Consider the following 13,902-nt stretch of genomic DNA (forward strand, 5'->3'; position numbering starts at 1 on the left):
CAATGAGCGGGCACGCACCACAGACGGGTGATGACCTCGGGGGATGTCATGGAAGACGGGCTTGAACAGGACGCGGCACTTCACAGACTTGGCGAACGGATCGAGGGCGTAGAGAAGGGGCAGCAGCGGCACGAGGGAAAACTGGATGGCTTCGGCGAGGGGCTGCGGGACCTCCGAGCGGACGTCGAGAGGCTGAGCGGCGAACTCGTCCATGCGCGCCGGGAGCTCGCGGAGTTGGGGGGCGCGGTCACCGGCATACGCGAGTCGCTCGACAGGTTCATCGAGCAGTACGGACGCGATCGGGAGGTGTCCAAGGCCCGGGCCGAACTGGCCCTCTTGAGGACCGATTGGCACGCGAACTTCGCACAGCGCAAGCAGACCCGTGCTCTGGCCCGAGGCCTGGTGCATACCCTCACCGCGCAGGCCGTGCACAGAAGGGTGGTGAACACGGCCACCGTGCGGGCCTGCTCCGAGGAGCGGCTGCTCCTCGAACCCACGTACTGGCTCGCACCCGCGACCATGGCGGTCGCTGCCAAGTTCCGGAACCAGAAGGAGCAGGGCGACCGCGCCCGGGCGCACGCCTGTGCCCTGGACGCCGCCAAGGCCAACCTCTTCTTCTCGTTGACATGTTCTCGCCTCGGAGACGAGACCGAGGCCGCCGCATGGATGGACCTCTACCTTCAGTCGCTCGACCCGGATGAACTGGGACAGGACTTCCTGGTCGTCCTGGACGCGATCGCCGGCAAGGAACTGGGCGAGCGCGCGCTCGGGTACACCCAGCAGGCCATGGCGCGCTGGCACCGTGGTGGTTCGACTCTCTCGGCGGGCATGTACGCATCGCCCGACCCACAGGGTGGCACCCATCTGGAGTCCCGGCTGATGGACCTGCGCAGGCGTATGGACGAGAAGCGGTACGCGGCCCTCCGTCAGACATGCGGGGAGCAGTGGGAACTGCTCCGGGGCGGTTGGGAAATCTCGACCGTGCCGGGCAGGACCTTGACTCATCTCGAGCGCACGTTCCCGGACGGATTCGGCGGAGGCGACAGGGTCGACGCGCCGGCCGCCGCCGGCGGCCATGTGGAGAGTGCCCTCGAGCGCCTCATCGACCAACTTGAGCCGGACGAAGCGGACATGCGTGAGAGGATGCGGAGAGCCGAACGTGTCATTGAGCACGGGGGAGACCTTGAGGTGGCCGACAAAGCGCACGAGTCGTCCCTCGCCCTCGATGCCGCCCGGGTGGACTTCATGACGCTCCTCGATCAGGCCGTCTTCGAGCCGAACGAAGTGCGGCTCGGCTCGCCGGCTCGCCAGATGGCTCTGCGGGCCATCTGGCCGGGGTTGGAGAAGACTGCGCAGCGCCTCGTCACGGCTTCCCGCGATCGCCTTCCGGAGCAGATCACGTTGAGCGTCGCGGGATGGGACTGCTCCGTCCCGACGGACCTGCGGCTGATGGTGGCGCCAGGCCGGTTCGTCGATGAACTTGCCACGCACATCGAGCGACAGACCCAGGCCAGGTCGGACGCCGTGGTGCGCCGATGGCCCCGGGTGATCGCCGCCCTCGTCATCGGTTTCGTCACCCTGGCATTGGTGGTGCCGTTCGCCGACGGCGCGGCGCGGTCGATCTTCGCCCTGCTCACGATCAGCCTGTTCACTTGGGCGGGGTGGGAGTTCTGGAGCGTTCCGCTGCGCAAGAGGCGCGTGCGCGACCAGGGAGACCGATTGCGGCACGAGTCCGTAGCGACGCTGGACAAGGCGCTCCGTCAGTACGAGAGGCTTTTCGCGGACTGTCACGATGCGGAAGAGCAGCTCGCTCTCCTCACTCGCTGGGGAGGAGCCCCTGAACGGGACTGATCTCCGGACGAAGGGATCCGGCCCGCGAACGAAATAGGGAACCAGATGGACACCACCAGACTGATCGGCGGCCGCTTCAGGGTGAAGGACCGCCCGGTCAGCGGTGCCATGGGCGACGTGTGGCCGGCCGAGGACACGAAGCTCGGCCGCACCGTGGCTCTGAAGTTCCTCGCGCGACGACGCCTCCGCCAGCAGGGAGCCCCCACGGAGTTCACGGATTGGACAGTGAAGAGGTTCGGGCGGGAGGGCGTGGCCATGGCGAGGGTCAGTCATGCTCATGTTGCGCAGATCTACGACACGGGCGAACACGAGGGCGAGCTCTACATCGTCATGGAGTACATCCAGGGCAGATCGCTCGCCGGGCATCTGAAGGAGGGACCCACCCTCACGCTCGAGCGAACCGTGCGATGGACACGGGAGATCTGCGAGGGCCTTGACGCCGCGCACCAACGAGACGTGCTCCACCACGACATCAAGCCCGACAACATCATGATCACGAATGAGGGTGACGTGAAGATCGTGGACTTCGGGCTGGCGTCCCTCGCCGATGTGACCCAGTCCCACACGGGCGTGGGCACCGCGTTGTACAAGGCGCCGGAGAGGTGGAGCGGCAGCCTGGGCAGCGTGCGCAGTGACCTGTACTCCGTGGGATGTGTCCTGTACGAGATGCTGACGGGGCGCCCGCCCTTCGGCGGCCCGCAGGACGACCCCATGACCGTGGGCAGAATGCACCAGGACGACACGCCGGCACCCCCAAGCGCCCACCGTCCTGGCGTGCCCGACCAACTCGACGTGATCGTTCGGATCCTCCTGGAGAAAGATCCGGGAGATCGCCCGCGAAGCGCAGAAGCGGTCGCGTTGGTGATGAGCGACATCCAGCATGTTCTGGGGGCCGAGGACAAGGTCGTCGAGAGCGGGCGGGGACACTTGCCTGAGGCTCTGAACGGCAGTACTCGACATTCGGAGCGCATCGAGGTCCTTGATCGCCGTATCTTTGAACTGCAGCTCCGGTTCGGGCCTTATGACCAAAAAGTGATCGAGGCGCGCATGGAGCACGCCGATCTCACTGGTCGGTCGGGCGATGCACGAGGGGCTGCAGCCCTGTTCAACCGCCTCGGCCGTGACTGTCAGGACTTCTTCGGGCCGTACGACACGCAGGCACTCAATGCCTTTGAAGAAGTGGCTCGGTGGATCGCGCGATCGGAGGGGGGCAACCGGAGTGGAACCGGCACGCTGTCCTGAGGGCCGGCCTGATGGGGCCGGCAGCCCTGGGGCCGCCGGCCACCCCCTCACATCGGCGGATTGCCGTGCTTGCGTTCCGGGAGCGCTGCGTGCTTCTGGCGGAGCATCGCCAGGGCGCGGGTCAGGGTGCGCCGGGTGTCGGCCGGGGCGATGACGTCGTCGACCAGGCCGCGCTCGGCGGCGTAGTAGGGGTGCATCAGCTCGGACTTGTACTCCTTGATGAGGCGGGCGCGGGTCGCGTCCGGGTCCGGGGAGGCGGCGATCTCGCGGCGGAAGACGACGTTCGCCGCGCCCTCCGCGCCCATCACCGCGATCTCGTTGGTCGGCCAGGCGAAGGAGAGGTCGGCGCCGATGGAGCGGGAGTCCATGACGATGTAGGCGCCGCCGTAGGCCTTGCGGAGGACCAGGGAGATGCGCGGGACCGTCGCGTTGCAGTAGGCGTAGAGGAGTTTGGCGCCGTGCCGGATGATGCCGTTGTGCTCCTGGTCGACGCCCGGCAGGAAGCCCGGCACGTCGACCAGGGTGACCAGCGGGATGTTGAAGGCGTCGCAGAACTGCACGAAGCGGGCGGCCTTCTCCGAGCCGTGGATGTCGAGGACGCCGGCGAGGGCGGTGGGCTGGTTCGCCACGATGCCCACCACGTGCCCGTCCAGGCGGGCGAGCGCGCACACCACGTTCTGCGCCCAGCCCTCGTGGACCTCGAAGTAGTCCCCGTCGTCGACGATCTCCTCGATCACCGCGCGCATGTCGTACGCCTGCTGGGGGCCGGCCGGCACCAGTGAGGTCAGCGCGTCCGTGGGCCGGTCCGGCGGGTCGTCGGTGCGGACCACCGGGGGGAGTTCGCGGTTGTTCTGCGGGAGCAGGGACAGCAGATGGCGGACGTCCGCCAGGCACTCCGCCTCGTCGTCGTAGACGAAGCCCGACACCCCCGACACCCCGGCGTGCACGTCGGCGCCGCCGAGCCCGTCATGGCTGATCTGCTCGCCCGTCACCGCCTGCACCACGTCCGGACCCGTGATGAACATCTGCGAGGTGCCCCGCACCATGAACACGAAGTCGGTCAGCGCGGGGGAGTAGGCCGCGCCGCCCGCGCACGGGCCCAGGATCACGCTGATCTGCGGGATCACCCCGGAGGCCCGGGTGTTGCGGCGGAAGATGCCGCCGTACCCGGCGAGCGCCGTCACGCCCTCCTGGATCCGCGCGCCCGCGCCGTCGCTCAGGCCCACGACCGGCGCGCCCGCCGCCTCCGCCAGGTCCATCACCTTGTGGATCTTCTCCGCGTGGGCCTCGCCCAGGGCGCCGCCGAAGACCCGGAAGTCATGGGCGTACGCGAAGACCGTGCGCCCGTGCACCAGGCCCCAGCCGGTCACCACGCCGTCGCCGTGCGGCTTGCGCGCCTCCAGGCCGAAGCCCGAGGCGCGGTGCCGGCGCAGCGGCTCGATCTCGGTGAACGTGCCCTCGTCGAAGAGGAGTTCCATGCGTTCGGGTGCGGTGAGCTTGCCCTTGGCGTGCTGGCGCCGGGTGGCCTCGGGGTCGGGGCCGCGGCTCAGCTCCTCCTTGAGGCGTTGCAACTCGTCGGTGGAGCGCCGCAGATCCGGCTCGGGGGCGGGGGCCGGGGCGGGGGAGGCGAGGGGGGTCGGACTGTCGGCGAGCAGTTCGTCGAAGGTCGTCATTGCGGCACCGTAGAGCGCCGTACTCGAAGCCTCCGGTACGTCCTCTGGAGGACCGCTCGACAGCTCGACAAGCAGGCCGGAGGGAAACTACCGCGCCCGCTCCGCCGTCGCCGCCGCCCGCAGCGCGTGGTCCGGGTCCCCGGAGAGCACCGCCCGGTGCAGGTCCTGCAGCGCCGCCGACGGTTCGAGCCCCAGCTCGCGGACGAGCGAGCCGCGCAGCCGCTGGTAGGCCTCCAGGGCCCGCCAGCTGCCGCCGGTGCGGTGCAGGGCGCGCATCAGCTGGGCGCAGAAGCCCTCGTGGAGCGGGTGCCGGGCGGCGAGGACGCGCAGTTCGGGGACCACCTCGGCGTGCCGGCCGAGCCGCAGGTCCGACTCGATGCGGCGTTCCAGCGTGGTGGTGCGCTGCTCGTTGAGCCGCAGCACCTCCAGTTCGAGCACCGATCCGGCCGGTACGTCGACCAGGGCCGGGCCCTGCCACAGGCCGAGGGCCCGGCGCAGCAGGTCGGAGGCGGCACGGTGGTCGCCGACCTCGAAGGCGGTGGCGCCGGCCGCGGCGAGCCGGTCGAACTCGTGGGCGTCCACCCGGCCGGGTTCCACCTGGAGCAGATAGCCGCCGAACCGGGTGACCAGGATGTCCTTCGCGTCGCGCCGCGGGTCGCCGTCGAGCGCGGCGGTGAGCCGGCGGCGCAACTGGAGGATGTACGTCTGGAGCGTGGTGGAGGCGCTGCGCGGGATGCACTCGCCCCAGATCTCCTCCATCAGCGTCGGCACCGACACCACCCGGTCGGCGTGCAGGGCGAGCAGCGCGAGGAGCTGGCGGGGCTTGGCGGCGCTGGGTACGACCGACACACCGCGTTCCTGCGCGGCGAGCGCCCCCAGGATCTGGATGTCCATGCTTTCTCCCCTTTGGGCCACGGCCGTCGGCGTCCCCGTGACGGCCCGTTCGGAGTCCGGCACTTGAGACTCGCACCTGCCCCGCTCGCGGCCCAGTGAGCGGAGCACGACCCCCGGCATGAAAATGTCATGTCGCGCCGATGAGCGCTGCACTGCCGGAGGTTCCTGTTCCGGAAGCAGACTTCTGGCCAGACGCCGAGTCCGGATCCGGTTCCTCGGCGCGGACGGTTCCGAGCGGGTGACGTGCTGCGTCTTCGCAACTGGCAGGTCCGCCCGCCCACTTCGGTCATTCCTGGGGGCACACGTCATGAACATCACCGAGGACATCCTTCGTCTTCTTCCGTCGGACGCGCTCACCGCCGAGGCCGGGCCGGCCGGCGGTTCGGCGGCCGGCATTTCGGTCGAGAGCCTCACCCGTCCCGACACCGCGGGCGCGGCCTGGTGCTTCTGCATCGCCGCCACGTTCGACGCCCGGGTGGGTGCGTGACCGAGGCGCAGAGCCCGGCCCGCGGCCCGTTCGTGGCGTTCAAGCGCCATGTGCGGGCCGTGTCGGTCCCGGGGGAGGCGGTGTTCGTGTGGTCCGACCAGGACATGACGGCCGTGCGCGGGGCCGGTGCGGAGACTCTCCTCGGTCTGCTCGACGGCCGGCACACGCTGTCCGAGGTGCTCGCGGAGGCCGCGACGACGATGCCGGCCGACGTGGCGGGCGGGGTGATGCGGCAGCTGGCCGAGGCCAATCTGGTGGGCTACCGCCACGGCGGCCCGGGCCCGTCCGTCTCGGCCGAGCGCTCGGCGGCGGAGGCGTACTGGGACCGGGCCGGTCTCGACGGCGCGGCCGCCGACCGTGCGGTGCGCGGCCGGCTGGTGTCGGTGATCGGCGTCGGCGCGGTGGACGAGGCGGCCGCCCGGGCGGCCTGCCGGGCCTCCGGCCTCACCCCGGTCGGCGCGGACGCCGACGCCGACTTCGCCCTCGTGCTGTGCGAGGACTATCTGATGCCCGGACTGCGGGAGACGGCCGAGCGCTTGCGGGCCGCCCGGCGCCCGTGGCTGCTCGCCAGCCCCTTCGCCGCCGAGCCCTGGACCGGCCCGGTCTTCGAACCGGACGGCGGTTCCGGCGACGGTTCCGGCGGCGGCTCCGACGGCAGAGGCTCCGACGGCGGCGCGAGCGGCGCCTCCGACGGCGCCTGCTGGAGCTGTCTCGCGCACCGGCTGCGCGAGCACCACCGCGGCGAGCTCTCCGTACGCCAGGCCCTCGGCCTCGACCGGCCGGGCATGCGGCCGGCCTCCTCGCTGCCCGCCGTACGGACCGTGGGGCTGCACAGCGCCGTCCTGGAGGCGGCCAAGTGGCTGGCAGGGCTGCGCACCGCCGAGCAGCGCGCGGTGTGCGTCCTGGACGGCCTCACCCTGCGCACCACCCACCACCCGGTACGGCGCCGCCCGCAGTGTCCGTCCTGCGGGGACCCCTCACTGGTCGCCGACCGGGCCCGGCGGCCGGTGGCCCCGGTGTCGCGGCCCAAGGCCGAGGGCTCCGGCAGCAACGACCGGGCGCTCTCCGCCGAGCAGCTCCTCGACCGGTACGGGCATCTCATCGGCCCCGTCACCGGCATCGTCCCGGAGATCCGGCCCATGGCCGGGCTGCCCGAGGGCCTGCACGCCTACGACTCCGGGCACAACCTGGCCCTGCGCGGCCACTCCCCGGCGAGCCTGCGGAAGGTGCTGCGGGCGCGCAGCTCGGGCAAGGGCACGACGGCGGCCGAGGCCCGGGCCAGCGCGCTCGGCGAGGCGGTGGAACGTTACTGCGGCACCCGGCAGGGCGACGAGGCCACGATCACCGACACGCTGGCCGGGCTCGGCGCGAGCGCCGTCCACCCCCACACGTACCAGCTCTTCCACGAACGGCAGTACGCCGACCGGGACCGCTGGAACGCCGCGCACACCCCCTTCCACCAGGTCTGCGCGCCCTTCGACCCGCACCGGCCCACCCAGTGGACCCCGGTCTGGTCGCTCACCGCCGGCGTCCAGCGCTTCCTCCCCACCTCCACGTTGTACTTCGACTGCACCCCCGGCGGCGCGCCGGACGGGCAGTGGGCCGACTCCAACGGCAACGCGGCGGGCAGCAGCACCGAGGACGCCCTGGTGCAGGGCTTCCTCGAACTCGCCGAGCGGGACGCGGTGTCGCTGTGGTGGTACAACCGGCTGCGCCGGCCGGGCATCGACCTCGACGCCTTCGACGAACCGTGGCTGGCCCGAATGCGCGCGGCGCTCGGCCGGGCGGGCCGGCAGGTCTGGGCCCTCGACCTCACCTCCGACCTCGGGATCCCGGTCATGGTGGCGGTCTCCCGGCGCGCGGGTGCCGGACTCCCCGGCCTGGTCTACGGGTTCGGGGCCCACTTCGATCCCCGGCTCGCCCTGCGCCGGGCGCTCACCGAGATGGTCCAGACGCTGCCGCCCGCCGCCGCCGCGGCCGCCGCGCCACCGTCCCCGGAACGGCCGTATCTGCTGCCCGATCCGGGCCAGTCGGCCCGTACCCCGGCCGCCTGGCCGGCCCATGCCCGTACGCCCGATCTGCTCGACGACGTCGAGACGGTCCGCGCCCTCGTCGCCGCGCACGGCCTGGAGTGGCTCGTCCTCGACCAGACCCGGCCGGACGTCGGCATTCCGGTGGTGAAGACACTGGTACCGGGACTCCGTCACTTCTACGCGCGGTTCGCGCCGGGCCGGCTCTACGACGTGCCGGTTCGGCTCGGCGAACGGGTCCGTCCCACGCCCTACGAGGAGCTCAACTCCGAACCGCTGGCCTTGTAGTTCACGGGTGATGGTGGACTGGTCCCGGATCCGCCGGGTGTCGGATTATAGTTCGGTCCGCGCACACTCCCGACATCCATTGCGAGGAGTCGACACATGGCGGGCCGTTTCCGGGCCTCGGAACGCGACCTCATCCACATCGAGGAGCACAGGGAGGGGGCGTTACCGGGCACGGGGTCACGGACCCCGCCCGCCATGGCCGCCAGGTCCGCCGCCGCGTCCGCCGCACCGGACGACGGCCGGGGCGGGCGGGGCGGCCGGGGCATCCTGGCGCCGCGGTTCGCCCGGGGCATCAGCACCGTGGTCTTCGCGGGGTACGGCGCCGTCACCCTGCTCAACGTGCAGAACGCGGTGTCGAGCCGGCTCGGGCAGGTGCTGTGCACCCTCGTCGTGGGCGCGCTGTACACCCTGCAGATCGCGCAGGCGTCGCCGGCCGCCCGCCGGTGGTCCGGCCGGCGCCGGGCGGCCATCCTCGTCACCCAGGCGGGCCTCACCTTCGGGCCCATGGTGTGGCTGGGCATCGCCTGGGGAAGCATGGCGGGACCGCTGGCCGGATCGATTCTCCTGATGCTTCCCGGCCGCTGGGCCTGGACCTGCTACGGCGTGGTCACCCTCGCCATCCTCGGCTGGTCGGTGGGCAGCGAGGGGATCTCGACCCTGGAGACGGGCTACTACGCCGTCTCCACCGCGCTGACCGGGCTCGTCATCTACGGGTTCACCCGGCTCACCGACCTCGTGCGCGAAGTCCACGACGCCCGCGCCGAGATGGCCCGGATGGCGGTCACCCAGGAACGGCTGCGGTTCGCCCGGGACCTGCACGACCTGCTCGGCTACAGCCTCTCCGCCATCACCCTCAAGTGCGAGCTGATCCACCGGCTCACCCCGGTCAACCCCGAGCGGGCCCGCGAGGAGGTCGCCTCGGTGCTCGGCGTCGCCCGGCAGGCGCTCGCCGACGTGCGGCTCGTGGCCAGCGGCTACCGCGACATGTCGCTCTCGGCGGAGGCCGAGTCGGTGGCCGAGGTGATGGCGGCGGCCGACGTCGAGACCGAACTCGACATCGACTGCGGCCGGCTCCACCCGTTGGTGGACACCGTGCTCGCGACGGCCCTGCGCGAGGGCGTCACCAATATGCTCAGGCACAGCAAGGTGCAGTCGTGCACCGTCACGGTGCGGGTCGAAGGAGAGTCGGTGCGACTGGACCTGGTCAACGACGGCGTCGTCGCGCAGGACCGCCCCGACGCCCCGGACCGCGGCAGCGGTCTGGGCAACCTGCGCACCCGGCTCGCCGCGATCGGCGGCGAGATGCGGGCCGGGACCGAGGCCGGGAACCGCTTCCGCCTGACGGCCGTCGCCCCGCTGCGCCCGCCCAAGGGCGAGGACGCGGAACCGAGGCTCCCGCGCGGCCGTCTGGAGGCGTGCCTGGCCGCCGCGGAGAGCGCGGACGCGCCGGTACCGGGTGATGCGGGCGGCAGCGGAGACACGGATGGTGGTGGAGGTGCGGAGGGTGGTGGAGGAACGGATGGTGCTGGAGGTGCGGATGGTGCTGGAGAGGTGAGCGCACCCGGAACAGCGGGCAGACGCGGAGACGCGGGCAGACGAGCAGTCTGAGCGCACACAGGACACATCGGGGGAGCACATGCTGACGATCAAGATCCTGCTCGCCGAGGACGTGCACATGGTCCGGGGCGCGCTGGTGGCGCTGCTGGAACTCGAGCCGGACCTCCAGGTCGTCGCGTCGGTCCCCCGGGGGGACCTCATCGTGACGTCCGCCCTGGAGGCCCGCCCGGACGTCGCCGTCATCGACATCGACCTGCCGGGGGTCGACGGGCTCACCGCGGCGGCGGAGCTGCACGACCGGCTGCCGGACTGCCGCACCCTCATCCTCACGAGCCTCGGCAGACCCGGGACCCTGCGGCGGGCGATGGCGGCGCGGGTCTCCGGCTTCCTCCTGAAGGACTCCCCGCCCAACCGGCTCGCCCAGGCGGTGCGCTCGGTCGCCGCCGGGCAGCGGGTGATCGACCCCGAACTCGCCCTCAGCGCCTGGGAGGCGCCCGACAACCCGCTCTCCCCGCGCGAGACCCAGGTGCTGCGGCTCGCGGCGCGCGGCGCCGACGCCGCGGAGATCGCCGACCACCTCTTCCTCACCCAGGGCACCGTACGCAACTACCTCACCGCCATCGTCGACAAGCTCAACGCGCGTAACCGCATCGACGCCATCCGCATCGCGGAGGAGGCGGGCTGGATCCCGTAACCGCCCCTTCCGGACCGACCGGCCCGCCGGACCGCGCGGCGGAGTTCAGCGCTCCGCCAGCGGCCCCGCGTCCAGCTTCGACAGCACGCCCGCCAGATGCACCGCGTCGCTCTCCGGGCCGCGACACGCCGTCAGACAGACCGGCCCCCGCGCCCCCGCCATCCGGCGCAGGAACGGAGTGAGCACCGCCCGGGGCCCGATCTCCACCACATGGCTGGGGGCCTCCCGGGCGAGCATCCGGCGGGCCGCGTCGGCGAACCGCACCGGCGTGGTGAGCTGTGCCGTCCAGTACGCCGTCGTCAGCGGCTCGTCGTACTCGCGGCCGTACACCGTGGAGTAGTACGGCAGTTCCGGCCGCCCGCCCGGCACATGCCGGGCCGCGGCCTCGAAGCGCGGCGCCATCGGCTCCATCAGCGGCGACTGGAAGGCGTGCCGCACCTGCAGGAAGGTGCTGGCGATGCCGATCTCCGCCAGCCGCTCGCGGACCCGCTCCAGGCCCTCCACCGGACCCGAGAGCACCGTGGCGCGCGCCGCGTTGACCGCACCGATCGTCACCTGCGGTTCGCCCGCCGCCGCGTCGGCCGCCTCGAAGGGGCTGGCGCAGGTCGCCATCATCCCGCCGCCGGACGGCAGATACTGCATGAAGGCGCCGCGGGCGCACACCAGGCGCGTGGCGTCGTCGAGCGACAGCGCCCCGGCCACCACCGCCGCCACGAGCTCACCGGTGCCGTGGCCGAGCACGGCCACCGGACGCACGCCCTCCTCCATCAGCGTCATCGCCAGCGCATAGCCGACCGCGAAGAGCGCCGGCTGGGTCAGCGCCGTCTGGTGCACCCGGTCGTCCCCGCCGAGGACCAGCTCGGCGACCGAGCGGCCCAGATACGGGGCGATGGCCTCGTCCGCCGCGCCGAGATGGCGCCGGTACGCGGTGAGTTCGCGGTGCATCCCGGAGGTCATCCCGGGATGCTGGGCGCCCTGCCCGGTGAACACGAACGCCGCCCGCACCAGACCCGAGTTCCGCCGCATCCCGTACCGCATCGCCAGATGGCGGGCGAGATCGCGCACGGTCGGATGGGCCCACAGGTCCGCGAAGTCGAACAGCGGGCCGAACTGCTCCTCGATGTCCCCGCACAGGCTGAGCACGGACACCGAGTCGATCCCCCAGGCGGACAGGTCCTCGTCGTCGCCGACCTCCCGCCCCGCGTACCGCGCCACCCGCCCGGCGAGCCAGCTCGCGAACTCCCGCTCGTCGGGCCCGCCCGGTGCCTTGCCGCTCATGCCTTCCCCCTCTGTCGTCCCTCCCCGCCGGCGGAAGTACCGACCGGGTCGCCCGCCGCTAGCGGCGCGGGCCCGCCGCTCCGACCAGGTCGTCGGCCAGGTACTGGTGCAGCGGCCGCAGACCGCCGCTCAGGAACAGCCGGCGCATCGCCACCCGTTCGACCTTTCCGCTGCTGGTGCGGCGGACGGTGCCGGGGCGCACCAGGAGCACGCCCGCCACCGCCACCTGGAACTCCTCGCTGAGACAGCGCCGTACGTCCGTCACCAGCTCCTCCAGGTCGAGCGCGTACCGCTGGTGGGTGCGCAACTCCTGGACCACGACCACCCGTTCACGCTCGCCCGGGACGGAGAAGGCCGATCCCGTGCCGAACAGCGAGCTCACCCGCTGGACCGTGCGCTCCACGTCCTGCGGATAGAGATTGCGGCCCGCGACCATGATCACGTCCTTCAGCCGGCCGGTGACATAGAGCCGCCCGTCGTCCACCGTGCCGAGGTCACCGGTGCGCAGCAGCCCGCCCGTGCCGTCGGCCGTCACCGCCCCGAAGCGCTCGGCGCTCGCCTTGCGGTCGCGCCAGTACGCCCCGGAGACGCCCGGACCGCTCACCCATATCTCGCCGATCCGCCCGTCGGGCAGCACCCGGCGGCTCTCCGGGTCCACGATCAGGACCTGCCCGGCCGCCTCCGCCACCCGGCCGACGGACACCAGGGAGGTCCGGGCGCGCCGCCCGGGCTGGGCCTCGCGCACCTCGCCCTGCTCCAGGGCCTCCGTGTCGACCGTGCGCTCGCCGTCCGCGGCCGGGCCGCCGGAGACCAGCAGGGTGGCCTCGGCGAGGCCGTACGCCGCGTGCAGGGTGTCCGGGCGCAGACCGGCGGCGGCGAACCGCTCGGTGAACGCCCGCCGGGTCTCGGCGCGCACCGGCTCGCCGCCGGAGACCGCGATCCGCCAGCCCGACAGGTCGAGCCCGGCGAGCTCCTCGTCCGAGACCCGCCGGACGCACAGGTCGTACGCGAAGTCGGGGGCGCCGCTCACCTCGATCCCGTACCGTCCGATCGCCTCCAGCCAGCGGGCCGGCCGTTTGACGAACGCCTCGGGGGAGAGCGTGACGGAGGTGCCGCCGAGCCAGAGCGGATGGAGCAACTGCCCGACCAGGCCCATGTCGTGATGGAACGGCAGCCAGCCGCCGATCCGGGCGTCCGGGCCCGCGCCGAGCAGCCGGGCGAGGGCCTCCTGGTTGGCGAGCAGATTGCGGTGGGTGACCACCACGCCGTTCGGACTGCCGGTGGACCCGGACGAGAACTGCAGATACGCCACGGTGTCCGGATCCGCCTCGGGCAGCCGCTCGGTGCCCGTCCCGCCGACCGCGTCGGCCGCGAGACAGGGCACCGAGCCGTGCCCGTGCCGGGCGAGCAGCCGGGACACGTCCGGCGCGAGCGAGGCGCAGGTGAGCGCGGCCCGCGGATGGGTCTGCCGGACGATCCCGGCCACCCGCTCCTCGTGGTGGCTGCGCCCGTCGTAGGGCGGCACCGGCACGGCGACCGCCCCGGCGTACAGGCACGCCAGGAACGACACCGCGAACTGGGCCCGGGACTCGTGGAGCAGCAGCACCGGCTCGCCGGTGGCCCCGTCGGCGAGCAGCCGGCCGGCGAGCCGGCGGGCCCGGGCGTCGAGCGCGCGGTACGTGAGCGAGGCGGGGCGACCGCGTTCGTCGCTGTCCGGCAGCAGGAGCAGCGCGGTGCGCTCCGGCGCCCGCCCGACTCTGTCGGTCATCAGTTCGGTGAAGGTGCGATGTGCGCTCAACTCGGCCCCCTGCGTGTCGTACGGGCGCTGACGCCCCCGGCGGTCGGCGCCCGTCTCTCACCCGCCACCCGACCGTAGGCACGGCGGCTGGACGGGCACTCGACCGGCGC

10 protein-coding genes are annotated in these 13,902 nt (G+C 72.4%); 6 read left to right on the forward strand and 4 right to left on the reverse strand.

What is annotated here, in order from left to right:
• Positions 1–48: 48 nt before the first annotated feature.
• A complete protein-coding gene (locus tag JAO84_RS28365; protein WP_370415359.1) occupies positions 49–1,851 on the forward strand; it encodes a hypothetical protein in 1,803 nt (600 codons plus the stop codon).
• 45 nt (positions 1,852–1,896) lie between these two features.
• Positions 1,897–3,093 carry a serine/threonine-protein kinase gene (locus tag JAO84_RS28370; protein ID WP_370415360.1) on the forward strand — a complete coding sequence of 399 codons (1,197 nt, stop codon included), beginning with the start codon at positions 1,897–1,899 and terminating at the stop codon, positions 3,091–3,093.
• 47 nt (positions 3,094–3,140) lie between these two features.
• Here the strand turns inward: JAO84_RS28370 and JAO84_RS28375 are convergent, their stop codons facing one another.
• Together JAO84_RS28375 and JAO84_RS28380 are read right to left on the reverse strand one after the other, a co-directional pair.
• Positions 3,141–4,766 (reverse strand): acyl-CoA carboxylase subunit beta, encoded by a 1,626-nt coding sequence (locus tag JAO84_RS28375; protein WP_370415361.1) that lies wholly within the window; start codon positions 4,764–4,766, stop codon positions 3,141–3,143.
• An 87-nt stretch (positions 4,767–4,853) separates the two neighbouring features.
• Entirely contained in the window at positions 4,854–5,660 is an 807-nt protein-coding gene (locus JAO84_RS28380; protein WP_370415362.1) for a BTAD domain-containing putative transcriptional regulator, read from the reverse strand.
• A 307-nt stretch (positions 5,661–5,967) separates the two neighbouring features.
• On the opposite strand from JAO84_RS28380, the gene JAO84_RS28385 reads away from it, so the two are divergent.
• The 4 genes from JAO84_RS28385 (at position 5,968) to JAO84_RS28400 (ending at position 10,716) form a co-directional block, all read left to right on the forward strand.
• A complete protein-coding gene (locus JAO84_RS28385; RefSeq protein WP_370415363.1) occupies positions 5,968–6,147 on the forward strand; it encodes a hypothetical protein in 180 nt (59 codons plus the stop codon).
• On the forward strand, positions 6,144–8,465 hold the full coding sequence (locus JAO84_RS28390) for a TOMM precursor leader peptide-binding protein (RefSeq protein WP_370415364.1): 2,322 nt from the start codon (positions 6,144–6,146) through the stop codon (positions 8,463–8,465). The genes JAO84_RS28385 and JAO84_RS28390 overlap by 4 nt, the downstream gene beginning before the upstream one ends.
• A 195-nt stretch (positions 8,466–8,660) precedes the next feature.
• Positions 8,661–10,073, forward strand: coding sequence for a sensor histidine kinase (locus JAO84_RS28395; protein ID WP_370415365.1), 1,413 nt, complete (start codon positions 8,661–8,663; stop codon positions 10,071–10,073).
• 28 nt (positions 10,074–10,101) lie between these two features.
• Positions 10,102–10,716, forward strand: a complete 615-nt coding sequence (locus JAO84_RS28400) for a DNA-binding response regulator (protein ID WP_265865064.1) — start codon at positions 10,102–10,104, stop codon at positions 10,714–10,716.
• A gap of 45 nt (positions 10,717–10,761) precedes the next feature.
• Here JAO84_RS28400 and JAO84_RS28405 read toward each other — a convergent pair whose 3' ends face one another.
• Both JAO84_RS28405 and JAO84_RS28410 read right to left on the reverse strand, forming a co-directional pair.
• Entirely contained in the window at positions 10,762–11,994 is a 1,233-nt protein-coding gene (locus JAO84_RS28405; protein ID WP_370415366.1) for an acyltransferase domain-containing protein, read from the reverse strand.
• Positions 11,995–12,052: 58 nt separating this feature from the next.
• Positions 12,053–13,792: a fatty acyl-AMP ligase gene (locus JAO84_RS28410; RefSeq protein WP_370415367.1), complete on the reverse strand. Its 1,740-nt coding sequence runs from the start codon at positions 13,790–13,792 to the stop codon at positions 12,053–12,055.
• Positions 13,793–13,902: the final 110 nt, after the last annotated feature.

Source organism: Streptomyces fradiae (assembly GCF_041270065.1).
Lineage (GTDB): Bacteria > Actinomycetota > Actinomycetes > Streptomycetales > Streptomycetaceae > Streptomyces.